Source organism: Nocardia sp. NBC_01388 (assembly GCF_045040085.1).
In the GTDB taxonomy this organism is placed as follows: domain Bacteria; phylum Actinomycetota; class Actinomycetes; order Mycobacteriales; family Mycobacteriaceae; genus Nocardia.
This window is the reverse complement of sequence record NZ_CP109553.1, coordinates 6,325,297-6,348,640: the sequence shown is the minus strand read 5'-3', so window position 1 is coordinate 6,348,640 and position 23,344 is coordinate 6,325,297. Positions and strand designations below refer to the sequence as shown.

Genomic DNA, 23,344 nt, shown 5'->3' with positions numbered 1-23,344 from the left:
GACCGCGCCGGTTCGCGGCGGTTCCGGTGTCCGAACGCGGGACCCGTCATTCCGGCATGCCGGACTCGCCATTCCGGCACGCTTTCGGCCGGAATCCGGCGGGCCGACTGCCGATTCGAGGTGTGGATCCCGGCCGAAAGCGCGCCGGGATGACGGGGTTGTGCGTGCTCGGATGACGGGGTTGTGCGTGCTTGAAGGGTTGGCCGGGTGCTGGATTTCGTACTTGTGCCGCGCCTGCCCGGGCATCCGGTCGATAATGTTGTTGGGCGACTGTAGTTCCCGGGCGCCCTCGACGTAGGTGTGGCGGTCATGACCGAACTGCGACCGGGCGAGGTAATCGCCGGATATGTCATTCAGCGGCGCATCGGGGCGGGCGGTTCGGGAACCGTCTATGTCGCCCGGCACCCCCGGCTACCCCGCCTGGCCGCACTCAAGGTGTTCAGCCGCGACGGTGTGAACGCCGATGCCGAGGAGTGGCGGCGCTTCGAACGCGAAGCCGATATCACCGCTCGCTTCGATCATCCGAATATCGTTGCGGTGTACGACCGCGGGCTCGACGAGGGCAGGCTTTGGATCGCCATGCAGTTCGTGGAGGGCGCCGATGCGGATGTACTGCGCGGCACCGCCCCGGATCGCGCGCTGCGGATCGCGAGCGGAGTCTCCTCGGCCCTGGACTATTCGCACGGCAAAGGTGTGCTGCACCGTGATGTGAAGGCCTCGAACATTCTGCTGTCCCCGGCCGAGGACGGGCGGGTGGAGCGAGCCCTGCTGACGGACTTCGGCATTGCGCGCCTGCGGGACGAGTCGACCAGTCTCACGCGCACCGGAAGTGTCACCGCGACCTTCGCCTTCGCCTCGCCGGAACAGGTCTCCGGCGCCCCGCTGGATCCGCGCACGGATCAATACTCGCTGGCCTGCACGCTTTTCGTACTGCTCACCGGGCATCGGCCGTTCATGGCGAAGGATCTCGGGGGCTGGGTGATCGCACACACCCAGATTCCGCCGCTGCGGGTGACACAGGTCCGTCCGGACCTGCCCCGGAGTCTGGATTCGGTCTTCGATCGGGCGCTGGCCAAGAATCCGGCGCAAAGGTTCGCCGGCTGTGCCGATTTCGTCGATGCGGCCTGGGAGGCGATGTCGGGTCCGGCGACCGTCGAGCACGTCCCGTACTTCACCGGGCCGCGGCCGATCACCACGCCGCCGGTGGACCCGGCGCGGCGCGCGGTGACCGTGCGCGCGCAGGGATCTTTCGACCCGTATCTGCCGGCGCCGGAACCGGTCCCGGCGCCGGCGCCTCCGGTGCGGAACGAAGGCCGCGGGCGGGTGATCGCGGCGGTGCTCGCCGGTGCGGCCGCCGTGGTGCTGGCCGGAGGCGGCTTCGTGGTGGCCTACGAGCTGGAGAGTCACGGCAGTTCCGGTGCGCCGGTGTCCGCTCCGGTGCAGACCATGGCCGCCGGGCCGGCCGCCGCGTCCGTGCTGACGGCGACCTCCGCCGTCGCGGTCGCGCCCGCCCCGCTGCCAGCGGGCAGTATTCCGGCGGGTTTCCTGGGCACCTGGATGGGGACCAGCGATCAGAACTCCGACGACTACCGGCTCACGGTCCGCCAGGGCGACGTGAACCAGGTGGTCGAGACCTCCACGATCTACCGCGGCGGAAACCTGGTCTGCGCCTTCGACTATCGGCTGGTCGGTGTCACGGCCGCCGATATCACCGTCGGCAACGGCGTGACCACGAGCGGCGGCTCACAGTGTTCGCCGCAGGCCACGCAGGTGCTGCGACTGTCCGGCGGACAGATCGTCCGGGATCTCGATGTCAGCGGCCACGTGACCTATACCCGCGTGAACTGAACACCCGGCACCCGCGTGAGCTGAATCCGGCACCGCGCGAACCGAATCAGGCCGAGACCAGTCCGCGCACGTCCCACAGCCAGACGCCGTCCACCTGCTGTGCGGGGAAGCCGAGCAGCTGATCCACGGTGAACCGCAGCGCATCACCGTTATCGGTCGGCGGCAGCACCACCACATCGGCCTGCCAGTATCGCAGATCCGCGAGCGCCTGGGCGCGGGCGGCATCGTCGATCACCGGCACCTTGTTGGCCTGCTGCGCCCGGATGAGCAGACTGGCCGTGGGCCGGTCGTCGGGACCGTAGCGGCCCTTCTTCTCGGTCCCGGTGGGACCGACGAAATAGCCTCCGGCAAGCGGGAATTGGAAGTCGGCGTCGGTCTGCCAGCGCAGGGCGCGGGCGTCCGGCGGGGTGGGCGGCGGTGCGATGACCACCGAACCGTGCGAAACATACTGGCGCACAGTGCCGTCCGCGAAGAAGGCGGGCGTCGCCGGGCGCTGCACCACCGGCAGGATGGTCGGGGTGAGCGGCAGCAGTGCCAGCGTCATCGCGCCGAACCAGGCCAGCGGCCGCCAATCCACGGCGGAGATGCGCCAGTAGTCCAGTGCGCGTTGGGTTCCCATGGCCAGAATGACGGCGATGGCCGGAATGGCGGCCATGGTGAACCGCGACTCCAGCACCGAATTCAGCAGCGGCACATTCTCGAGGTGCTTCCACGGCAGCGAGATTCCGGTGTTGTGCTTTCCGATCATCAGGTTCGCGCCCAGCGACAGCACCGTGAAGGACACGATGATGAGGGCCGCGGCCCGCACCACGCGTTCGCGCCACAGGAATACCGCGGCCACGGCGACGAGTAGCAGCAGCGGCCAGCCGAAGTAGGAGTTCTCCTCGGTCGGATTGATGGCCACGTTCTGCCCGTGCTGGAACATGCCGCCCAGCGATTCGGACGGGAACTGGAACAGCGCTTTGAGATCGTTGTTCATCGGCCCGTGGTCGATGGACCGGTAGGACTGCGGCCCGAAGAACTGCCACCACAGCGGAATCTCGGTGAGCGCCACCGTGATCACGCCCGCCAGCAGCAGGGTCGGGGTGAGGGTGCGCAGCGCGCGCAGCCCGGTGCGCGGGGCGTGCAGATAGTAGATGACCGCGTACAGGCCGAAGGCCAGCGCGAAGATGAGCAGCGGCTCCTCGCCGAGCGCGATCTGCAGCGAGATCAGCAGGCCGAGCACGAAGCTGTGTTTGATTTGCCCTCCGCTTCGCTGCGGGCGGGTTCGTGGCGCTGGAGTCTCGTTCTTCCCTCCTTCCCCTCCTCCGCTTCGCTCCCCCGCTCCACTCGGTCCAGAACGAGACGCGCCACGAACCTTGGGGGTGTTCGCGCTGCGTGTGATCCGGATTAGCTGCAGGGCGATCAGCGGAAGCAGTGCCAGCAGTACGAAATTCGGGTGCGCGTTGGCGTGCGAGATCATGGCCGGCGCGAAGCCGCAGAACACACCGCCCACGGCCGCAGCGAATTTGGAGGTGACCAGCTCCCGCGAGAACAGCCAGTACCAGGCGAAGGCGGTGCCGAACAGACCCAGCGTGAGCACCAGGACGAAGGTGACGGTCGGTCCGAACAGCAGGGTGACGGGGGTCAGCGGCACGCCGACGCCGAACATGGCGGTATTGGCCATCATGTTCACGCCGTCGGGATAGTTCTGCAGCCCGGTGCCGAGCGGATTCTGCAGATGCGCGACCTTGTGCGCCGTGACCGCGAAGAACCACTCCCACATGGTCTGGTCCTGGCCGCTCTTGATCAGATAGCCGCGATCGGTGTGCAGCCACTGTCCGGAGAGCACCAGCACGGCGAGGGAGAGGTAGCCGGTAGCGACGAACAGGTCGGCGCGAGCCAGTCGCAGGAGGCCCGCGACACGCTGTTGCCGGGTGCGCACCGGGGCAACCGTTTTCGGTACCGTTCGGTCGAGAACTGCGACCGCCGAGCCGTCTTCGTTGGTGCGGTCCGTATCCCACCCCTGTGCCACGCGATAACTCCTCTTGCCTCTCAATCAGCGGCCCACGCTACCGGGTTCGACTGAGATTGCACTGGCAACTGGATGAGTTATCCCCAGATATGGGGCTTCATCCACAGGTTTAGGCCCATATCTGGGGATAAGTGACCCTTGTCTCGAGGTCTTATCGAGATGAGCAGTGAGCTGCACCACAATTCGAGTGCAGCTCACATAACTCTCAGCGCTGGGCCACCACGAGGGTGAAAGGCCCGATATCGGTCACCCGGAAGTGCGGGTCATCGAACAACGCTCTGGGGAATGCCACGGTGTAGCGCTTCACGTTCGGATCGTTCGGATACACGTCCTCGGCGAGCCGCAGCGTGTACTCGTTCCCGGATTTGCGGAACAGGAAGGCATCCGGGGCCCGCCACGGGCAGTGCGCCAGCGCGTCGATCAACTCCTGCGGCGACTTCAGGGTGCTCCACCGCTTGATCTCCGCCGCGCGCGGCTTGAAATCTGCCAGCGGATTCGCGTAATGCGAAGTGAGCGCCTGGAATCCGAAGTACGGGTAGATGGACAGGAAGCTGGTGTCCGCCGTGAGCACCACACTCTGATCCGGCGCCCGGCCGGTCTGCTCCCGGAGCGCCGCATCGATTTCCGCGTAGTGCGAGACGGCGGAAGGCGGCCGCGCATCCGCTCGCGCGCCATTGCCATCGGTATCGGTGTAGGCCGTATTGATCTCCGTCGCCAGCACATTCGGAATGCCCTGACTGAACGCCACCGCACCCGCCAGCGCCACCGCGGCACCGGCGAGCCGCACCCGCGACGGCTCGTTCAGCACCTGGTAGGCGGCCCGCAGACCCTCTGCGAAGCCGAACGCCCCGGCCGCCACCAGCAGGCTGTAGAGAATGGGCTCCAGCCGGAAGGACAGCAGCGTGGTGCCCGCGGCGGTCGCCGCCATCGACAGCAGGCACCACAGATAGAGGGTGACCACGCCGATCGCGAGTGCCTGTGCGCGCCGCGAACTTCCGGCCCGCAGCACCAGCCAGATCGTCCCGAGTAGGCAGAACGCGCCGAGCAGGGAGAAATCGAACATGGGTAGCGGCAGCTGCGAACCGGGTTCGGGCAGATAGTGCAGTGCGGTACCGGAACTGGCGGTGCCGCCGGTGAGCATCTTCCACAGGTATGGCAGCCATACGGTCAGGGCCAGCAGTCCGGAGAGCACTCCGATGCCGATCAGCCGCAGCAGGATCGGCCACACCGCCTGCCAGATCCCCGGCACCGCACCCTGCTTGGAGCGTCGCGTCATGCCCCGTTCGCGCAGTGCGAGTCCGGCGGCGACCACACCCATCAGACCGACCGCGAACACGGCCACCAGGAAGTACAGCGTGTAGAAGGTCGCGGCGACGCCCAGGAACAGTCCGGTCCCCAGCACCGCGCCCCAGCCTCCGGCGGTCGACGCCGCGGGTTCGGCGGGCCGGTACAGGGCGCCCCACGCCAGCACCAGGACCGGCGCGATCAGCAGCACCAGCGGTGCGCTGTACGCCTCGGGCGAACCGTAGGCGAGTGTCACCGCGGTGGTGGCGGTCGCGACCGCCACGGCCCAATCGGCGCGAATCAGCTTGGACCACAGGACGAGTGCGAGCACCGCCGCCACCGCGATGCCGATGATCGCGAACGGTTTGAACGCCGCCCACCCCGTCATCCCCAGCAGATTCGCGAAGCGCCCGCCCATCCAGAACCAGCCGCCCGGATAGTAGGACGGCAGATCCGCGTAGTTCATATCCCGCAGTGCCGCACTGTCGGTCAGCCGCGTCAGGAACTGCGTCCGGAACTCCTGATCCACCGACAGCCCGAGCAGATACAGCTTGGTGGCGGCGAGCGGCATACCCAGCGTCACCGTCACGAACGTCGAAATCCCCACCCAGGACAGCAGTTTCGCCACCCACGGCCACTTGTCCATCCGCAGCAGCACAATCGCCGCCACCAGCAGCGCCAGTGCGACAACCTGCCCCACGGTGGTCAGCGCCCGAGTCACATTGGAGGAGTTGAACGCCGGCCAGTGCACGGTCGAAAACGCCACCAGCCCGATACCCGCCACCGCAACGGCAACCACCCCGGCCAGCACGCCCTCCCCGAGCGCACCCCCGGCCCGCCGCCCCAGCATCGCCCCCCGGCCGCCCGACTCCTCGCTCATTCCCACTCCGCCTCCGGGTTCGCTTCCATGGACCGCGCTTACCGAAGCGAAGCCTAACGAGCTTGTCGAGCGTACGAATAGCCGTACTGCCGATACGATCACGGGTAGTATTCGGCTATGAGGACCACAGAGAAACTCACGGTCACTGTTGCAAAGCCAGTCGCTGGGGCAGCCCGGGCCGAGGCAGAGCGCAGTGGTGAAACCCTCTCGGCATTGACCAATGCTGCACTGCGCGAGTATCTGATCCGCCGCGCCGTCGCCGATGAGCCCGATACAGACCCGGAATGGCTAGAGGCAGCCGCCCTGACGATGATCGAGGATGAGGCCGCTCGTTGAGGCGCGGCGAGCTCTGGCGAGTTCTGGTGCTCGGCCGGGTGGAGCGCATCGTCCTCATTGTCGGACATGACACGGTCACCGAGTCTCGCACCGACATCCTGTGTGTGCAGGTGCAAGACTTCGCCGGTAAGGAATCGCTGCTCTCGGTGCGAGTGAGCGCTCCGGTCTCAGGTTTCGCGCGCGCGGTTACCGTGGGCCCGATCCCCAAAACCAGCTTCGTCGAACAGTTGGGTGTTCTCGACGACGTGACGATGGAGCAGGTCGATACCGCTCTGCGAGCCACCCTCGATCTCTAGCATCGTCTGGTGACGGTCGATGCCGACAAAGACCGCCGGGCTCGGTGCGATATGGGATCCGTCGAAGAATCCGGATGCCCTGCTCGGCATCACCGGCGAATGGCCAGCAGAGCAACTCCGTATCCGCGAGGCCGAGTTCGCGCCGGAGAACTTCCTATGACGTGATCCGTAAACCAGCGAAGAGCGGTGGCCGGATTCGGCCACCGCTCTTTGCTGATTTATCGGTCTAGACGGGGAGCTTGCGGAAGATCGGGCGCGGGATGTGGCGCAGGATCATCATGATGTAGCGGAAAGTGCCGGGGGCCCAGACGATTTCCTTGCCCTTTTCCGACGCCGCGACAGCCAGGGCCGCCACTTCTTCCTTGTCCACCGTGAGGGGGGCTTCCTTCACGTGGGCGGACATGCGGGTGCGGACCTGACCCGGGCGGATCACGGTGACGCGGGTGCCGTGCGGGCGCAGGGCCTCGCCGAGGCCCAGGTAGAAGCCGTCCAGGCCGGCCTTGGTGGAGCCGTAGACGAAGTTGGAGCGGCGCACGCGCTCACCGGCGACCGAGCTCATGGCGATGATGCGGCCGTGGCCCTGCGCCTTCATCTTCTCGCCGATCAGCACGCCGACCGAGACGGCGGCGGTGTAGTTCAGCTCGCAGGCGATGACCGCCTTGCGCTGGTCCTGCCACAGCTCCTCGGCGTCGCCGAGCATGCCGAACGCGACAATGGCGATATCGACATCGCCGTGTCCCCACGCCTGGTCGATGACCTTGGGGTGCGAGTCCATTTCCAGCGCGTCGAAGTCGATGATCTCGACCTCGGAGGCGCCGGCCGCCTTCATGGTGGCGACCGCGTCCTCGCGCAGCGGATCACCGGGCAGCGCGGCCAGGATGATGCGCGCCGGACCCTTCTTCAGGTACTCCGAGCAGATCGCGAGACCGATCTCGGAAGTGCCGCCGAGCAGCAGAATGGACTGCGGATTGCCTACCGCGTTGATCACTGAAGCTCCAGCCTTCGGGCCATATCGGACATGAAAACGCCTGTGGGATCGACACTTCGGCGGATCTTGATCCACTCGTCGATCCGGGGGTACATCTTGTGGAAGGTCTCCGCGGTGGTCCGGGAATCCTTCGCGGTGTAGAGTCGGCCGCCGAATTCGGTGACGCGCCGGTCGAGATCGGTGACGAGCTCATTGAGACCGGCCCGGATCGGGAAGTCTACGCAGATGTTCCAGCCCGGCATCGGGAAGCTCAACGGAGCCGGGTTACCCGCGCCGAACAGCTTGAAAACGTTCAGCGCCGAATAGTGCCCGGACGCCTGAATATCGATGATGATCTTCTTGAACTCATCGACGGCCTCGGTCGGCACCACGAACTGGTACTGCAGGAATCCGGCCGGACCGTAGGCCCGGTTCCACTCCGCGATCATGTCCAGCGGGTGGTAGAACTGCGTCAGATTCTGGATCTTGCCGGTGTAGTTGCCGCCCATGGCGTAGTACGCCTCGCCGACCGAGCCGAGGGTCAGCCGGTTGGCGGTGAAGCTCGGGAAGATATTCGGCACCGTAAGCAGCTGCGGCGCATCGAACTTCAGCGGATTGCGCTGCTTCTTGGCGGGCAGCTCGTCCAGCTTGGCCAGGCGGCCGCGAGTAATGGTGGCGCGCCCCAGCTTCGGCAGCGGGTTCATGACGTCGAACCACGCGCTGGAGTAGGTGTAGTTGGCCTCGCTGCCATCGCTGTGCGCCGCGATGGTCTCGTCCAGCGTGCTGGTCTTCACGCCGTCATTGATGAAGTACGCCGTCTCCGTCGCCACCATCTCGATGGTCGCGCGCAGCACGATGCCGGTCAGCCCATTGCCGCCGACGGTGGCCCAGAACAGCTTCGCGTTCTTCTTCGGCCCGATGGTCTGCACCTTGCCGTCGGCAGTGAGCAGGTCGATGGACCGCACGTGATTGCCGAAAGAACCCTCGCTGTGATGGTTCTTACCGTGAATATCGGAGGCGATGGCGCCGCCGATGGTGACCTGGCGGGTACCGGGTAGGACCGGAACCCAGAGCCCGAACGGCAGGGCCGCCTTCATCAACTGGTCGAGGCTGACACCGCCGTCCACATCGACCAGGCGGGAATCGCGGTCGATGCGGTGGATGCGGTTCAGCGCCGGCATATTGATGACGAGGCCGCCGGAGTTCTGCGCGTGGTCGCCGTACGAGCGGCCGAGGCCGCGCGCGATGACACCTCGGCGCAGATGCGCGGGCTTGGCGTCGTTGTCCTCCGCGACCAGGGCGACCGCCTTGGCGATCAGCTCCGGATCATTGGTCGACAGGACTTCCGACGTGGTGGCTGCGGTGCGACCCCATCCGGTCAGGCGGCGGGTCTGCGTAGGCAGTTCATAGGAACCGTTCGACGCTGAGTCCGCACCAGCGCTCGCCGATGCGGTATCGGGAGCGGCCGTGGTGGTGGTCTGAGCTTTCGTGGACATCGGGATAGAGGCTACAGGCGCTGGGTTGGCTACACGAGCCGTCTCGAGGGTTGTGTCCTCGGTCGCGACCGATACCCTCATGCTTTGTGACCGCGGAACCCCATCTGCCCCTCCCTCCCGAGCTGCCCCTCATCGACGAACCGGGTGGCACGGACGTCGATCTGAAGACCCAGATCATCCGGTTCGGGCTGACCGGCGGCCTCTCCGCGATCGTGGACTTCGGCCTCTACACCCTGCTGTTCAAGGTGTTCGGGCTGCCGCTGCCGGTGGCGAAGTCGATCAGCTTCATCGCCGGCACCACCACGGCGTATCTGATCAATCGGCGCTGGACCTTCAAGGCCGAGCCCAATCGCAACCGCTTCATCGCGGTCATCCTGCTGTACGCGGTGACCTTCGCGCTGCAGGTCGGCATCAATCAGCTCTGCTACTACGCCCTGCCCGATCAGTGGTGGCGGATCGCACTGGCCTTCTGCATCGCGCAGGGCACCGCCACCGTGATCAATTTCATCGTGCAGCGCATGGTGATCTTCAAGATCAACTGACCGCATGGGACCGGCCCGCCGATGGCGGGCCGGTGCTGTCTCGGGGGTCGGTGCGTCAGTAGTCGACGAGGGCCTCGGCCTCGGCCTCGGCTTTCGCGCGGAAGTAGTCGCCGCCCTTGGCCCGGGTGTTGTCGGTGCCCCACTCGCGATCCTCGCGCTGGGCGGGGACCAGGTGCGGAATGTGCTTGCGGCAGTGGATATAGGCCTCCTCCACATCCACCACCACCCAGCGCTCCGGCTGACGGCCGCGCGCATCGGGCGGGAGATCGGGGACGCAGCGGCGCATGAGGGCGTCGTCGACGATCCGGGCCGTGCCGTTGATGTGCAGGCCGATCAGGTCGTACACGAAGTCGATGAGCAGGATCCCGATATGCGGATTCTCCAGCATGTTTCCGAGGCTGGCGTGCACGCCGTTGCCGCGATACTCCGGATACGTGATCGTGGAATCGTCTATGACGTGCAGGAATCCGGGCTTCCCTGCTCGAAAGCTGTTGTCGCACTCACCGTGTTTATCGGAGGTCGCGATGAAGGCCATGTCCATCCGGCGCAGGAAATCGATCATCTGGGTATTGAGTCGATTTCGCACTTGATCGGAATAGAAACGCTCCGCACGATCTCGGGTGCCGTAGCGTTCCTGCAGTTCCCGCTCGCCGTCGCTGCCGTTTCTGGTACCGGACATCACGGGCCCCCTTTGGTAGCTGAATACCGGATGGAAGAGGCTCGGCCACGAACTTCGGCCGTACGAAATCCTATACGGTTTAACTATTTTCATGTGGCGAATGACTGAACCGGCATGTATGCCCTGTTCGGGCGGGTCGACGGAAGCCGGAGAATCCTTCTTGGGCGAGGATCCTCCCGAATGAAAGTGTCCACAAGCGGTTTGCGCCGCTTAGCTGCGAGGATGCTGGACTGGGCCCGAGGGGATCGATGGTCGAGATCCCCAGGGCGCGCAGTGTTTTCGCAATCCTGTTTTGTCCCTATTGCAGGGAATTGTCCGGTTATTGCCGAGCGTCATCCCCCTTGCATGAACCGCCCGGTCAGTTTTCAGGCGGGTGTCAGGGTGACCGGTACGCCATTGAAGACCGCATTGCCCGACGGTGCGTCCACCAGCGAATCATCGGTCAGCACATTGGCATTCACGCCCGCGTGCGTGCGCGCCACCGTCTGCTCACTGCCGGAGTGGCCCCAGCCGTGCGGCAGGCTCACCACCCCCGGCATGATGTCGTCGGTCGGCTCCAGATCCACCGTGAGCGTGCCCGCCGCCGACTTCACCACGGCATGCCCGTCCAGCCCCAGCCGCGCCACATCCTCGGGATGAATGTGCAGCGTGCACCGATTGGACCCGCCCATCAACGGCCCGACATTGTGCAGCCAGCTGTTGTTGGAGCGCAGCTGCCGCCGCCCGACCAGCACCATCTCCGGCCCCGCCGCCGCCAGCCGTTCCCGCAGTCGCGCAACATCATCCAGCAGCGCCTGCGGTGCGAGCTCCACCGTCTTCGACGCCGTCCGCAGAATTCCGGGCAGGCTCGGCCGCAACGCCCCCAGATCGATCCCGTGCGGATTGTCCAGCAGCACTTGCAAATTCAGGCCGCCCGGCAGTCGGTCCCCGTCGCCGCCGGCTGTGTTCCCCGCGTCATCTGCCAGCGGCTTCCCCTCGTCATCCCGGCGTGCTCGTGGCCCGGATCCACCAGTGGATCCCACCCATCCGTCCGCCGGAGTGATGCGATCAGGATTCCATTCGCCATAGGCCCCCAGCCGCAGCATCAGGTCGATGCGCTGTTCGGTGGTGTTCGCGCCGATCAGTTCCGCCCGGCGGTCCGACAGCCCCGCCTTGTGCAGCATTCCGGCGATGATGAATTCATCCACCGCCGTAAGCGGATCGACATCGTCCTGCGGTTCCTGCCCGCTGACGGCCAGCGCCAGGCGCGCCAGGATCTCCGATTCGGCGAGGGCGCCGCCGAGCGGGACCAGCGGCCGGGAGTACCGCGCGTAGTTGCGCACCGCGAACTGCAGCAGCGCGAAGTCGTAGTGCGGGGACTGCAGAATGCGCGGCGGCGGCAGGATGACATCGGCGTGCCGGGTGGTCTCGTTGAGGTACCGGTCGACGCTCACCATGAAGTCGAGCCCGGCGAAGGCCGTGTCGAGGCGGGTGCCGCTGGGCGCCGAGAGCACCGGATTGCCGGCGACGGTCACCATGGCGCGGATCCGGCCCTCGCCCTCGGTGAGGATCTCGTCGGCGAGTGTGGCCACCGGGAATTCGCCCATGGCCTCGGGCAGTTCGCGTACCCGGCTGGTCCAGCGGCCGAGGCGGAACGGGCGGGTGCGCACGATGCCGAGCGTGGCGCCGGTCGCGAACATCGCGCCGCCGGGGGAGTCGAGATTGCCGGTCAGCACATTGACCACATCCACCAGCCACTGTGTGAGCGTGCCGAACTCCGCGGTGCAGGTGCCGATTCGCGCGTAGACGGCCGCGGTAGGCGCGGCGGCCAGCTCACGCGCCAGCCGCAGCACGGTCTCGACGGGCACTCCGGTGCGCTCGGCCACCACGGCGGCCGTGAAAGGCGCTGCCGCCTCGCGTACCTCCTCGAGCCCCTGCACCTCGATGCGCACGGAGGTGAGATTCTCCGCGAAAAGTGTGTTCACGATTCCGAACAGCAGGTAGGCGTCACTGCCGGGCCGGATGAACAGATGCTCGCTAGCGAGCTTGGCGGTGCGAGTACGGCGCGGATCCACCACCACGAACCGTCCGCCCCGTTTCTTCAGCGCCTTCAAGCGGCCCGGGAAATCGGGTGCGGTGCACAGTGATCCATTGGATTCGAGCGGGTTCGCACCGAGCATGAGCAGATAGTCGGTGCGATCCAGATCGGGCACGGCCACCGTGAGCGGATCGCCGAACAGCAGCCCGGAGGACACCTGCTTGGGCATCTGGTCGGCGGTGCTGGCGGAGAACAGGCTCCGGGTGGCGAGCGCGCGAATGAGGATCGGTACGTACAGCGCCCCGGCGACGGTATGGGCATTGGGATTTCCCAGGTACAACCCGACCGACTGGTTTCCGTACGCGGCGGTGAGCTGCGGCAGCCGCTCGCGAATGACGCCGAAGGCCTCGTCCCAGCTCGCCTCCCGCCAGGTGTCGGTGGCCCGGTCGCGAATCATGGGTGCGGTGAGGCGGTCCGGATCCTCGTCGAGATGTCCGAGCGTCGCGCCCTTGGGGCACAGGAAGCCGCGGCTGAACGGGTCCGCCTGATCGCCGCGAACGGCAGTGACATGGTCGGCGGCATCCAGGGTGAGCTCGAGTCCGCACACCGCCTCACAGAGCGGGCAGGTGCGCGGCAGCGTCCGCGCGGCGGGTACGGCGTCATCCGCCGTGTTCGTGACGTGGGTCATACCCCATCATCGCTCCCCGAGGACAAGTGAAACAAGAACACCTCGATCCCCCCACGACACCGGCTCCCCGACAACATCCGCTCCAAGGTCGTGGCCCGCCCGGTTCTGGACTGAGTGGAGCGGGGGAGCGCAGCGAAAGACCGAAGCATCCGAACAACATCCGCTCCAAGGTCGTGGCCCGCCCGGTTCTGGACTGAGTGGAGCGGGGGAGCGCAGCGAAAGACCGAAGCATCCGAACAACATCCGCCCCAAGGTCGTGGCCCGCCCGGTTCTGGACTGAGTGGAGCGGGGGAGCGCAGCGGAGGAGCGGAGGGAGGGAAGAACCGGGTAACAGGGCCACGACCCCGCCCGGAGCGAAGCGGAGGGCAAATCAAACACAGCAAACCGCGGATGCCGGGGAGCATCCGCGGTTTCGGGGTTCTGGGCTATTCGCTAGCGGGAAGAGCGCCTGAATCGCTTCAAGAGGCGATACGGGCTACCTGCGGTCGCACGCCCTTGGCGGCGGCGCGAACTGCGGCGGAGATCGCCACCACCGGCGGGATCCAGCGCGCCTCGTGCGGAGCGACGCTCCAGCAGGCCGAGCCGTCGAACAGCTGGGTCGGCGGCAGCGGGATGCCCGCACCATCGGTGTGCACGACCGCACCGGCCGCACGCAATGCCTCGAGGGCCAGGGCGGCCTTGCGAAGCCCGGTGACCAGGTGGATCTCGCGGCGCTCGGCGCCCGGGATCTCGATGATCGGTCCGGTCAGGTCATTGGCCCGAAGGAAGCGCCGTACGAAGGCGGCGGTGTCGCCGGTGACTTCGATGCCCGACAGATTTTCGTCGGTGATCAGGCTGATTCCATTGGCCGTTTCGGCGACCGTCCATCCACGCTCGGTGTATTCCTGCGTGGAGGCGGCCAGTGCTGCCGCCATGACGGAAGACGAAAACGTCGTGCGCACTGGTTTCTCCATTCCCCGGTAGATCTGCGTCCTGCTCTGTGCGAGGTATCGGAACCTCATGCCCGTTGCGTTACAAGCTCATTTTCTGGAGTCACTGTTCGAGCCTCCAAAAGAGACGCCTCGCCGTTGGAGCTGTCATCGAAGCGCCACTGTCACATCTGCGACATATCGGACCTCGGGCGCTGCTGCCTGCGAAGACGGCGTCAAGGGCGGTATCGGTCCGGGCGGGCCGATTCTTACCGCGAAAGCCGGGAAGTGTTCTAGAACACACTGTTTCGAGCTGTCCCGGTGCGGGGATTGCGATGAGACTTCGCTTGGTCGAAAAGATCTGCGGGAGAGGAGATCGTCGGCATGGCCGATCAATCGAACGGGAACGCAGCGGAGCTGGCCGCGCTCGAGGCCGAGGAGTTCGAGGTCGGGCGGTGGGCGGCCCTGAAGGAATCCGCGACCCGGCGCCGGAACCGGCGGCTCGAAGCGGAGGCCGCGATCGACGAGCAGCCGGTCGAACCCTTCACCAGCCCAAGCGCTTTCGGATCCTGGAGCGTGGAGGCGGCGAAGTCGCTGCTGGACCTGCAGTTCAAGCGCTCGGCCACCCGCACCCTGCTGCCGCTGGCCTATCTACTGGGCCTGGCAGGCGCTTTCGCCATTCCGGTCGTGGGAACCGTGTTGCTGTGGCGTGTTTCGGCATGGCTGGGCGTGGTTTTCGCGGTGGTGTTCGCGATCCCGCTGGCCCTGACGATCGCCGCGGTGGTGCGACTGCTGCTGGAGTTCGTGCTCAATGCTTCGCGGCTGGCCACCCGGGTGGAACACATCTCCGAGTTGGCCGATGACCTGTTCCAGGCGCTGTCGGATGTGGCCGAACCGGTCAATCAATTGTCGGAAGACGTTCGGGCCGTGCAGTTCTGGCGCTATCGAGGGCGGTCCTCGCGCAAATAATTGTGCGACAATGCGAGCGCATAACTCGTAAGGGGGAGGGATGGCACTACCACAGGGGATCACCGGATCCACCATGCCGCGGCGGCAATTGGGTCGTAACCTGCGTGACCTGCGTAATCGCGCGCGGATGACGACCCGGGTGGCAGCGCAGCGGCTGGAATGGTCCGAGGCCAAGATCTGGCGCATCGAAACCGGGCAGACTTCGTTGCGCAGCCTGGATGTCGAGGCCATGTGCCGCATCTACGGCGCTCCCGAGGAGGCTATCGAGCCGCTCACCGCCCTCGCCCGGGAAACCAAGGCCCGCGGCTGGTGGACCGAATTCGGCGATGTGATCGACGAGGGGTACGAGGTCTACATCGGCCTGGAGGAGGCCGCCGCCCGGCTCACCACCTACGAAAATGAGTTGGTGCCAGGGCTTTTGCAAACCGAGGCGTATATGCGCGCGGTGCTGGCCGGCGCCTATCCGGGCATCTCCGCCGAGCAGATGGACCGCCGCGTACGGGTCCGCACCGCCCGGCAATCGCTGCTCACCCGTGCTGAATCACCACTGCGGGTGGATGTGGTGATCTCCGAGGCGGTGCTCTGGCATCGCATCGGCGGTGACGAGGTGACCATCGGCCAGCTGGAGCGCCTGCGCAAACTCGGCGAACTGTCGAATGTGCGGCTGCGCCTGCTGCCCGCGGACTGCGGCTACCACCACGGCATGGATGCCGGGCGTTTCGTACTGCTCGAATTTCCCACTGCCGCAAACGAAAACACCGAACCGCCGGTGGTCTACGTCGAATCCCTCACCGGAGCCTCGTATCTGGACAAGGAGCCCGATGTGGAGCGCTACCGCGAAGCCTTCGCGGCCTCGGCTTCCATTGCGGTGGACGCACTTCCGATGATCGACACGATCCGCGCCGCAGTCTGAGCGCTACGCCGGGTGATTTGACGGCCAGGCCGTGCGAACCGCCCCGTCATGCGTTGCATGACGGGGCGGACTGCGCGATGACCGTTCCGGTCGGCGCGTGGTGACCGGAACGATCGGCGCGTGTGACCGGAACGGTCATCGCGTGTGACCGGAACGGTCAGTGCAGCGACTGCTTCAGCACTTCGCGGTGCGTCGGCGCGGCGGCGGAATGTAGTTCACGCCCCTTGTCGGTGAGGCAGACGAAGATGGCTCGCCGGTCCTCGGTGCAGAGGGTGCGGTTGACGAGTCCGTCGCGTTCCAGCCTGGCCACGGCGCGGCTGAGCGCGCTCTGGCTGAGGTGGATGTCATTGGCGAGATCGCTCATCTTGTAGGTCTCGCCGCCGGCGTCGATGAGCCGGTCCAGGGTTTCGAATTCGCTGAGCCCGAGGTGGTGGCGGCCTTGCAGTTCCTTCTCGAGGGCGCAGGAGGTCGTCGCGTGCCTGGTCAGCAGATCGCGCCATTGGGCAACCAGGGCGTCGGGGACGACCTGCTCGACAGGCGCTGTCGGCTTCGGCATGCCCGAGATTCTAGCCTTCGGCCGCAACCCATGCAATCGCATTAAATGTGTAGACAATAAATGCACACGCATGTACCGTCCTCTCTCGTGACTTCCACAGACACTCGCCCCGCAGTGAGCACCGCGGCCGACTCCTCCACGCAGTGGACACCTCGGCTCTGGGGCATGCTCATCACCCTGTGCATCGTCCTGTTCCTCGACGGCCTCGATGTGTCGATGATCGGCGTCGCGCTCCCGTCCATCGGCACCGAACTCCACCTCGGAACCTCCACCCTGCAGTGGCTGGTCTCCGGTTATGTCCTCGGCTACGGCGGCCTGCTGCTGCTCGGCGGCCGCACCGCCGACCTGCTCGGCCGGCGCAAGGTCTTCCTGATCGCACTGGCCGTCTTCGCCATCGCGTCCCTGGGCGGCGGACTGGTCAGCTCCGCCGCGCTGCTGATCCTCACCCGTTTCGTCAAGGGCCTGGCCGCCGCGTTCACCGCGCCGACCGGACTGTCCATCATCACAACGAATTTCGCCGAAGGGCCCGCCCGCAACAAGGCGCTGTCCATCTACACCGTGTTCGGCGCCGGCGGCTACTCCATGGGCCTGCTGTTCGGCGGTCTGATGACCGGCTTCGGCTGGCGCTGGACCTTCCTGCTGCCCTTCCCGATCGCGATCGCCGCACTGATCGCGGCCCTCTACCTGGTGCCCAAGGACAAGCCCGCCGAAGAGGGCGGTCACGATCTGCTGGGCGCGCTGCTGTCCACCGCGGGCATGCTGCTGCTGGTCTACACCGTGGTCTCGGCGCCGCAGGCCGGCTGGGCCTCGGCCCGCACCGTCCTGTCGTTCGTGGCGGTCGCCGCCCTGTTCGCCGGTTTCGTGGTGGTCGAGAAGCGGGTGCGCTACCCGCTTGTCCGCCTGGGCATTCTGAAGAAGCCGACCCTGTGGCGGGCCAGCCTGGCCATCATCGCGGTCGCCGGATCGTTCTTCAGCTGGCAGTTCATCACCACGCTGTACCTGCAGGACACGCTCGGCTGGACGCCGCTGCACCTGTCGCTGGCACTGCTGCCGGTCGGTGTGCTGGTCGTCGCCTCGGCCTTCATTTCCGACAAGCTGGTCGACCGCTTCGGCACCGGCCCGATCATCGCGGTCACCATGGTGATCATGGCCCTCGGCTACCTGATGTACCTGCGCCTGGACACCTCGCCCGCCTACCTGACGGTCCTGCTGCCCGCCGTCCTGCTGGTCGGCATCGGCTGGGTCGGCTTCCCCGCCATCAATATTCAGGCCACCAGCGGTATCGACGATGACGAGCAGGGCCTGGCGGCCGGCGTACTGCAGACCTCCATGCAGGTCGGCGCCGCCATCGTGCTCGCGGTGACCACCGCGATCATCTCCTCCGGTTCGCATACCGGCACCAGCCCGGCCGAGGCGCTCGACAACTACCGCCCCGGCCTCCAATTCGCCGCCGGCGTCGCCATTGCCGGCGCCCTGGTAGCCCTCACCGCCTTCCTCCCCAAACGCCGCGCCCGCAAGGAAGCAGCAAAGGAAACCGAGGTCGCACTGGTCGGCTGAGACCCCCGCCGGGCCGCGCTCGCCGCTCACACGGGCGACGGCCACTCCGAGAAAAGCGCTGGGGCGCACCGCATTCACGCGGTGCGCCCCAGCTGCGTCTGCCTGACTATCGAGGAGTTACTGCGGTCGGTGGCCGTTCACGGTCTCGGCATATCCATCGGAGAAGCCCGCCTGTACGTCCCCCGCCGCGGACCTGCCGCGGGTCAGGAAGGCGGCGGCAATGCCGCCGAGCAGTACGAACACCAGGGTTGTGAGCATCGCGGTCCGCACGGCGGCGACAAAAGCTGTGATGGCGCCACCGTATGCGTCGGAGATAGCGTTGGTGAGCACGGTGCCGGAGGCCGCCGCTCCGATCATCGCGCCGAGTTGGCGGGCGGCGAGGTGGACACCCGCACCGGTGCCCGCCCCGGGGGCCGGCAGGGCGCGGGTTGCCATGGCGGCCAGGGATGCCCAGGTGCAGGCGATCGCGAGTCCGGCCACGGCGCCCGGCACCGCGAAGGCCAGCGACGGCGCTCTGGCTGAAATCAGCGCCACGAACCCGAGTACCGCCGCACCGTAGAAAGCGAACCCGACTGCGGGGACCACCACCGGATGCGCCCGGTCGGAGATCGAGCCGGCAATCGGAGCGCAGATGGCGGCCACGACCGCCGCCGGCGCCAGGACCAGCGCGGACTTCAGGGATGAGAAGCCTTGCACCTCTTGCAGATAGAAGAACAACGGCAAAGTCGTCGAGGCGAGCGCGGCGCACGCCGCCATGGCTGCCAGATTCGACAGCACCACATTGCGGTTCCGGAACACCTGCGCCGCGACCAGGCTTTCGGCACTTGTGCGGGCCTGGACGAGCATGAACAGTCCGAGCAGCACTGCACCGGCCAGCACCGGTCCGAGGACTCGGGGATCGCCCCAACCTCGGTTGGTCCCTTCGCTCAAGCCGAATGTCAGCAGCCCGAGCGCCACTGCGGAGAGGAGCAGACCGATCGGATCGGTCCGGCGCCGCTGGGCCGGCAGGGCCGGCACCAGCACGGCGGCCAGCGCCAGTGCGATCAGGCCGATCGGGATGCCGGCCACGAAGATCGCCCGCCAGCTCCACCGCTCGATCAGCAGTGCGCCTGCGACCGGGCCGAGCAGGGTGGCCAGGCCGGCGGCGCCGGCCCACAGGCCCAGGGCCGCGCCACGACGGTCCGCCGGGAAGGTACGGATGATGACGGCCAATGTCTGCGGAAGCATCAGTCCCGCGCTCAGCCCCTGGATGGCATATCCCGCGATAATCCACCACATGCTCGCTGCCGGGAAACATCCCGCCGAGGACAGGATCAGCCCGGCAAGTCCGATGAGGTAGATGTTCTTGGGGCCGAATCGATCTCCGAGCCGACCGCCGACGAGCAACGGAACCGTGAAGGCGAGCAGATTGCCGAGGGTCAGCCAGTCCATCGTGTCGCTGCCGGCATTCAAATCGGAGAAGATCTCCGAATACCCCGATACCAGGCCGCTCGAGCTGAATCCGACCAGAAAGCAACCGAGTACCAGGGCCCATACCGCACCCCACGGGCTACGGCGAGCTGTTCCGGCGTCGTACAGCGGCGGCGCCGAGTTGCCGACGAACTGTGCGGCGGGGAAGTCGGCCGGAACGAAACCGGAGACCGGCGGCTGCGGGCGGTACTGAATGGTCGGAGCCCCCGGCGGATAGGGAATGCCCGATTGTCCCTGCACCACCACCGCCGCTGCCGCCGCCGCGAATTCTCCTGCGCTGCGGAACCTTTCAGCCGGATGCTTCGCCATTGCCCGGGCGACGACCGTGTTCAGCCGCGGCGGTACATCGGGTCGCCCGATCGGCGGCACGGGTTTCACGAGATGACCGGTCACCACCTGCCCCGGGTCGGTGCCGGCGAACGGCGCGTGCCCGGTGAGCAGCGCGAACAGGGTGCAGGCGAGGGAGTACTGATCCGAGCGGGCATCGACCGGATCACCGGAGAGTTGCTCGGGAGCGGCGTACGCCAGGGTGGCGACGAAGGTTCCGCTGGAGGTGAGCTGGGTGTTCGAGGCCAGTAGGCGGCCGATGCCGAAGTCGGTGAGCACCGCGCGTTCCATTCGCCCGGCCTCGGCTGTCGTCAGCAGAATATTGGCGGGCTTCACATCCCGGTGCAGAATGCCCTGGCCGTGGGCATAGTCGAGGGCGGACGCCACCTCCCCGATGATCCGCACCGCCCGCTCGACGGTCAGGGTGCGCGGATCCAGCCGAGTGGTATCGGTGCCCTGGATGTACTGCATGGCCAGCCACGGCTGCCCGTCCTCGATGCCCCGGTCCAGCACCGAGACGATGCCCGGATGATCCAGGCGCGCAACCAGTGTGGCCTCGCGTTCGAAGCGGGCCCGCAGCTCCGGATCCGCCGCGACATCCTGGTTCAGCAATTTGAGTGCGATCAGGCGCGGCAGACGGGGATGCTGTGCCGCGTACACGGTTCCCATCCCGCCCCGGCCGAGCACTCCCTGTATTTCGTATCCGGCGAATATCCCACCGGGCATAGCGTTCATCAGGCCCTCCCGCCCCGCGGTCCGCCTCGCGCAGCGCGGACACGTCGCGCCGTACCCTACCGGCAGATTCGGCCGCGCACAGCGTGCGCCGACCGCGCTCAGCGCCCGGGACCGGGTGTCAGTGCGGGAATTTCAGTTCTGCCAGACGCGGAGCCGCGGCGTCCTTGGGGGAGCGGGTGAAGGTCATCGGATCACCGTTGCGATCCACCGCGGGCCATTCGATGCCCAGCTCCGGGTCGAAAGCGTCCAGGTCCCGGTCGAATTCGGGGGCGTACTCCAGTGAGCACAGGTAGATGACGGTGGAATCGTCTTCCAGGGACAGCAGTGCGTGGCCGAGCCCCTCGGCGAGGAATATCGATTTGCGCTCGACATCGTCGATGACAACGCTGTCCCACTGCCGGAACGTGGGTGAGCCGGGGCGCAGATCCACCACGACGTCCAGGAAGGCCCCGCGCACGCAGGTCACGTATTTGGCCTGGCCGGGTGGGGTTTCGGTGTAGTGGATACCGCGCAGCACACCGGCGGCCGAGGTGGAGGTGTTGACCTGGAGCAGGTCGAAGGGGCGCCCGACCGTCTTCTCGAACTCCGAGGATTTGAAGGTCTCGGCGAACACCCCGCGATCGTCACCGTGCAGGCTGGGGGTGAACTCCCAGGCGCCCGGAATCGACAGTTCCCGAATCCGCATGCTCATTCGTCTCGTCCCTGTTCCAGCAGGCCCAGCAGGTAGGCGCCGTATCCGGAGCGCACCAGCGGTTCGGCTGCCGCCCGCAACTGTTCGTCGTCGATGAATCGCATCCGCCAGGCCACTTCCTCGGGCACGCCGATCTTCAGGCCCTGCCGTTCTTCGATGGTGCGCACGTAATTGGCCGCGGCCAGCAGCGAATCGAAGGTGCCGGTGTCGAGCCAGGCGGTGCCGCGGTGCAGCACCTCGACATTCAACCGGCCCTGTTCGAGGTAAGCGCGGTTGATGTCGGTGATCTCGTATTCGCCGCGGTCGGAGGGCTTCAGTTCGCGCGCGATCGCGAGGACGTCGTTGTCGTAGAAGTACAGCCCGGGAATCGCATAGCTGGAGCGCGGCGTCTTCGGCTTCTCCTCGATGGAAATGGCCTTGCCGTCGGCGAATTCGACCACGCCGTACGCGGTCGGGTCCGAGACCCGGTACGCGAAGACCGCACCGCCGTCGACCTCGGCGTAGCGGCGCAGATTGGTGCCCAGGCCCGGGCCGTGGAAGATGTTGTCGCCCAGCACCAGTGCCGCGGGCTCGGTGCCGATGTGGTCCGCGCCGAGCACGAAGGCCCGCGCCAGCCCGTCCGGTTCCGGCTGCACGACATAGCTGAGGTTGAGCCCGAACTGGCTGCCGTCGCCCAGCAATCGGTGGAAGGCCGCCGAATCCTCGGGGGTGGTGATGACCAGGATGTCCCGGATGCCCGCCAGCATGAGGGTGGACAGCGGGTAGTACACCATCGGTTTGTCGTAGACGGGGACAAGTTGTTTGCTCACCCCGCGCGTTATCGGGTGCAAACGCGACCCGGTGCCGCCCGCCAGGATGATTCCACGCATGTCACAAGAGTCTGCCAGTTCGATCGCGAGCGAGAGCGGGGAGGTTCCGAGTCGACGGCGAAACGATCACATGCGTTTACGGCTATACCGATCCGGCGATATCTGTTGCGTAGGTCACGTTCCCATGGTGTTCTGAAACAACGCTATGTGAGATGTCAGCGCCGACTCTCCCGCACCGGGTGCCGAGCCCTCCTTCGGTCACCGGACGAACGGCTCGGCGCGCCAACAACGAAGTAGGTGCGCAATGGCGACGACCCGCAACGTCCACTCCGCCGATCCGGTGATCAATCCCGACAGTGTCAGCGTCTACGCGCGCACCCTCGAGGCCGCCTGCCGAGCCACCATCCGTCCCGCCGGGGAAATGATGACGCTCAGCGCGGGCGCCATGCCGGTGGTCAGCGGAGTCATCAACACCCTCGCCAAACTACGCCCCGCCCCGCGCGGTGTGGAACGGGAGCAGGTGCGGCTCAACGGCTTCCGCATGGAGATCGTGCGGCCCGCCGGAGCGCGCAGCTCGATGAGCGAGGGCGTCGTCATGTACATGCACGGCGGCGGCTTCTTCCTCTGCGGATTGGACACGCATCGGCCCGTGGTGGCCGCCATCGCCCGCCGCACGGGCATGCCGGTGGTGAGCGTCGAGTACCGGCAGCTGCCCGACACCGATATCTCGGGTTCGGTCACCGACTGCCTGACCGCCTACAAGTGGCTGCTCGGACACGGCGTGCCCGCCTCGCGCATCGTCTTCGCGGGCGACTCCGCCGGTGGCTATATGACTTTCGCGACTGCACTGCGCGCTCGTGATGCCGGACTGCCGGTGCCCGCCGGCCTGGTCGGCCTGTGTCCCGCGCTGAATCTGGATTGCACCGAGAAGCGCGCGCATCCCAACTACCACCGTGATTCGCTGATTCCGCTGTCCGCCTTGGAATCGGTGGTCAAACTCGGGGCCGAGGTGGACGGGCGGCTGGATCCGCAGCTCTCGCCGGTCAACAATGTGCTCGCCGGGTTGCCGCCCGCACTGCTGATCGTCGCCGAGGACGAGGTGCTGCGGCATGACAGCGAACTCATGGCGCAGCGGCTGGCCGCCTCGGGAGTGCCTGCCACCCTGGAGATCTGGCGCGGGCAGGTGCACGCTTTCATGGCGATCTTCCCGAGCATGCCCGAGAGCCGGGCGGCGCTGGCGCACGTGGCCCAATTCGTCCGTGCCCGAATCGAATCCGCGCAGGTTGCCCGCACTGCCTGAGACGGCTCGGACGGCCTGAAACGACGAATCCCCTGCCCCGGGTGACCCGGGGCAGGGGATTG

20 protein-coding genes are annotated in these 23,344 nt (G+C 66.6%); 9 read left to right on the top strand and 11 right to left on the bottom strand.

From position 1 onward, the window contains the following. Nucleotides 1–309: 309 nt before the first annotated feature. A complete protein-coding gene (locus tag OG716_RS30600; RefSeq protein WP_405133972.1) occupies nt 310–1,848 on the top strand; it encodes a serine/threonine-protein kinase in 1,539 nt (512 codons plus the stop codon). 46 nt (nt 1,849–1,894) lie between these two features. Here OG716_RS30600 and OG716_RS30595 read toward each other — a convergent pair whose 3' ends face one another. Next, entirely contained in the window at nt 1,895–3,862 is a 1,968-nt protein-coding gene (locus OG716_RS30595; protein WP_405133971.1) for a glycosyl transferase, read from the bottom strand. A gap of 205 nt (nt 3,863–4,067) precedes the next feature. Continuing rightward, the gene (locus tag OG716_RS30590; RefSeq protein WP_405133970.1) at nt 4,068–6,026 is read right to left on the bottom strand and encodes a galactan 5-O-arabinofuranosyltransferase; all 1,959 of its coding nucleotides are present in this window, start codon (nt 6,024–6,026) and stop codon (nt 4,068–4,070) included. Between the two features lie 117 nt (nt 6,027–6,143). Here OG716_RS30590 and OG716_RS30585 point away from each other — a divergent pair, with 117 nt between their 5' ends. Genes OG716_RS30585 through OG716_RS30575 form a run of 3 tightly spaced genes read left to right on the top strand, consistent with a single transcriptional unit; the run spans nt 6,144 to nt 6,818 of the window. Further along, entirely contained in the window at nt 6,144–6,362 is a 219-nt protein-coding gene (locus tag OG716_RS30585) for a hypothetical protein (protein ID WP_405133969.1), read from the top strand. After that, on the top strand, nt 6,359–6,658 hold the full coding sequence (locus OG716_RS30580) for a hypothetical protein (protein WP_405133968.1): 300 nt from the start codon (nt 6,359–6,361) through the stop codon (nt 6,656–6,658). Before OG716_RS30585 ends, OG716_RS30580 begins: the two co-directional genes overlap by 4 nt. A gap of 19 nt (nt 6,659–6,677) precedes the next feature. Further along, nucleotides 6,678–6,818 carry a hypothetical protein gene (locus OG716_RS30575; protein WP_405133967.1) on the top strand — a complete coding sequence of 47 codons (141 nt, stop codon included), beginning with the start codon at nt 6,678–6,680 and terminating at the stop codon, nt 6,816–6,818. A 66-nt stretch (nt 6,819–6,884) separates the two neighbouring features. On the opposite strand, the gene OG716_RS30570 is transcribed toward OG716_RS30575, so the two are convergent. Next, nucleotides 6,885–7,646: a decaprenylphospho-beta-D-erythro-pentofuranosid-2-ulose 2-reductase gene (locus OG716_RS30570; protein ID WP_405133966.1), complete on the bottom strand. Its 762-nt coding sequence runs from the start codon at nt 7,644–7,646 to the stop codon at nt 6,885–6,887. Further along, the gene (locus OG716_RS30565; RefSeq protein ID WP_405133965.1) at nt 7,643–9,121 is read right to left on the bottom strand and encodes an FAD-binding protein; all 1,479 of its coding nucleotides are present in this window, start codon (nt 9,119–9,121) and stop codon (nt 7,643–7,645) included. Before OG716_RS30565 ends, OG716_RS30570 begins: the two co-directional genes overlap by 4 nt. A gap of 86 nt (nt 9,122–9,207) precedes the next feature. On the opposite strand from OG716_RS30565, the gene OG716_RS30560 reads away from it, so the two are divergent. Then, entirely contained in the window at nt 9,208–9,663 is a 456-nt protein-coding gene (locus OG716_RS30560) for a GtrA family protein (protein ID WP_405133964.1), read from the top strand. Between the two features lie 55 nt (nt 9,664–9,718). Here OG716_RS30560 and OG716_RS30555 read toward each other — a convergent pair whose 3' ends face one another. From OG716_RS30555 to OG716_RS30545, 3 genes are all read right to left on the bottom strand, one after another. After that, nucleotides 9,719–10,342, bottom strand: coding sequence for a pyridoxamine 5'-phosphate oxidase family protein (locus OG716_RS30555; RefSeq protein WP_355125567.1), 624 nt, complete (start codon nt 10,340–10,342; stop codon nt 9,719–9,721). A gap of 365 nt (nt 10,343–10,707) precedes the next feature. Beyond that, nucleotides 10,708–13,047 (bottom strand): molybdopterin-dependent oxidoreductase, encoded by a 2,340-nt coding sequence (locus OG716_RS30550; protein ID WP_405133963.1) that lies wholly within the window; start codon nt 13,045–13,047, stop codon nt 10,708–10,710. Between the two features lie 458 nt (nt 13,048–13,505). Beyond that, entirely contained in the window at nt 13,506–13,988 is a 483-nt protein-coding gene (locus OG716_RS30545; protein ID WP_405133962.1) for a hypothetical protein, read from the bottom strand. A 351-nt stretch (nt 13,989–14,339) separates the two neighbouring features. Here OG716_RS30545 and OG716_RS30540 point away from each other — a divergent pair, with 351 nt between their 5' ends. Together OG716_RS30540 and OG716_RS30535 are read left to right on the top strand one after the other, a co-directional pair. Continuing rightward, on the top strand, nt 14,340–14,924 hold the full coding sequence (locus tag OG716_RS30540; protein ID WP_405133961.1) for a DUF4282 domain-containing protein: 585 nt from the start codon (nt 14,340–14,342) through the stop codon (nt 14,922–14,924). A 40-nt stretch (nt 14,925–14,964) separates the two neighbouring features. Further along, entirely contained in the window at nt 14,965–15,837 is an 873-nt protein-coding gene (locus tag OG716_RS30535) for a helix-turn-helix domain-containing protein (protein ID WP_405133960.1), read from the top strand. A 157-nt stretch (nt 15,838–15,994) separates the two neighbouring features. Here OG716_RS30535 and OG716_RS30530 read toward each other — a convergent pair whose 3' ends face one another. Further along, the gene (locus OG716_RS30530) at nt 15,995–16,393 is read right to left on the bottom strand and encodes a MarR family transcriptional regulator (RefSeq protein WP_405133959.1); all 399 of its coding nucleotides are present in this window, start codon (nt 16,391–16,393) and stop codon (nt 15,995–15,997) included. A gap of 87 nt (nt 16,394–16,480) precedes the next feature. On the opposite strand from OG716_RS30530, the gene OG716_RS30525 reads away from it, so the two are divergent. Then, nucleotides 16,481–17,950, top strand: a complete 1,470-nt coding sequence (locus OG716_RS30525) for an MFS transporter (RefSeq protein ID WP_405133958.1) — start codon at nt 16,481–16,483, stop codon at nt 17,948–17,950. A 117-nt stretch (nt 17,951–18,067) separates the two neighbouring features. Here the strand turns inward: OG716_RS30525 and OG716_RS30520 are convergent, their stop codons facing one another. From OG716_RS30520 to rfbA, 3 genes are all read right to left on the bottom strand, one after another. Then, nucleotides 18,068–20,482, bottom strand: a complete 2,415-nt coding sequence (locus OG716_RS30520) for an MDR family MFS transporter (RefSeq protein WP_405133957.1) — start codon at nt 20,480–20,482, stop codon at nt 18,068–18,070. A 118-nt stretch (nt 20,483–20,600) separates the two neighbouring features. Then, nucleotides 20,601–21,167, bottom strand: coding sequence for a dTDP-4-dehydrorhamnose 3,5-epimerase family protein (locus tag OG716_RS30515; RefSeq protein WP_405140016.1), 567 nt, complete (start codon nt 21,165–21,167; stop codon nt 20,601–20,603). Nucleotides 21,168–21,169: 2 nt separating this feature from the next. Beyond that, on the bottom strand, nt 21,170–22,042 hold the full coding sequence (gene rfbA / locus OG716_RS30510) for a glucose-1-phosphate thymidylyltransferase RfbA (protein ID WP_405133956.1): 873 nt from the start codon (nt 22,040–22,042) through the stop codon (nt 21,170–21,172). Between the two features lie 244 nt (nt 22,043–22,286). Between rfbA and OG716_RS30505 the strand changes: the two genes are divergently transcribed. Continuing rightward, a complete protein-coding gene (locus OG716_RS30505; RefSeq protein ID WP_405133955.1) occupies nt 22,287–23,282 on the top strand; it encodes an alpha/beta hydrolase in 996 nt (331 codons plus the stop codon). Nucleotides 23,283–23,344: the final 62 nt, after the last annotated feature.

Coding starts and splice junctions, on each gene's coding strand:
- OG716_RS30600 (WP_405133972.1), top strand. CDS start 310: ATGACCGAACTGCGACCGGGCGAGGTAATCGCCGGATATGTCATTCAG.
- OG716_RS30590 (WP_405133970.1), bottom strand. CDS start 6,026: ATGAGCGAGGAGTCGGGCGGCCGGGGGGCGATGCTGGGGCGGCGGGCC.
- OG716_RS30585 (WP_405133969.1), top strand. CDS start 6,144: ATGAGGACCACAGAGAAACTCACGGTCACTGTTGCAAAGCCAGTCGCT.
- OG716_RS30575 (WP_405133967.1), top strand. CDS start 6,678: ATGCCGACAAAGACCGCCGGGCTCGGTGCGATATGGGATCCGTCGAAG.
- OG716_RS30565 (WP_405133965.1), bottom strand. CDS start 9,121: ATGTCCACGAAAGCTCAGACCACCACCACGGCCGCTCCCGATACCGCA.
- OG716_RS30555 (WP_355125567.1), bottom strand. CDS start 10,342: ATGTCCGGTACCAGAAACGGCAGCGACGGCGAGCGGGAACTGCAGGAA.
- OG716_RS30550 (WP_405133963.1), bottom strand. CDS start 13,047: ATGACCCACGTCACGAACACGGCGGATGACGCCGTACCCGCCGCGCGG.
- OG716_RS30540 (WP_405133961.1), top strand. CDS start 14,340: ATGGCCGATCAATCGAACGGGAACGCAGCGGAGCTGGCCGCGCTCGAG.
- OG716_RS30535 (WP_405133960.1), top strand. CDS start 14,965: ATGGCACTACCACAGGGGATCACCGGATCCACCATGCCGCGGCGGCAA.
- OG716_RS30530 (WP_405133959.1), bottom strand. CDS start 16,393: ATGCCGAAGCCGACAGCGCCTGTCGAGCAGGTCGTCCCCGACGCCCTG.
- OG716_RS30520 (WP_405133957.1), bottom strand. CDS start 20,482: ATGAACGCTATGCCCGGTGGGATATTCGCCGGATACGAAATACAGGGA.
- OG716_RS30515 (WP_405140016.1), bottom strand. CDS start 21,167: ATGCGGATTCGGGAACTGTCGATTCCGGGCGCCTGGGAGTTCACCCCC.
- rfbA (WP_405133956.1), bottom strand. CDS start 22,042: ATGCGTGGAATCATCCTGGCGGGCGGCACCGGGTCGCGTTTGCACCCG.
- OG716_RS30505 (WP_405133955.1), top strand. CDS start 22,287: ATGGCGACGACCCGCAACGTCCACTCCGCCGATCCGGTGATCAATCCC.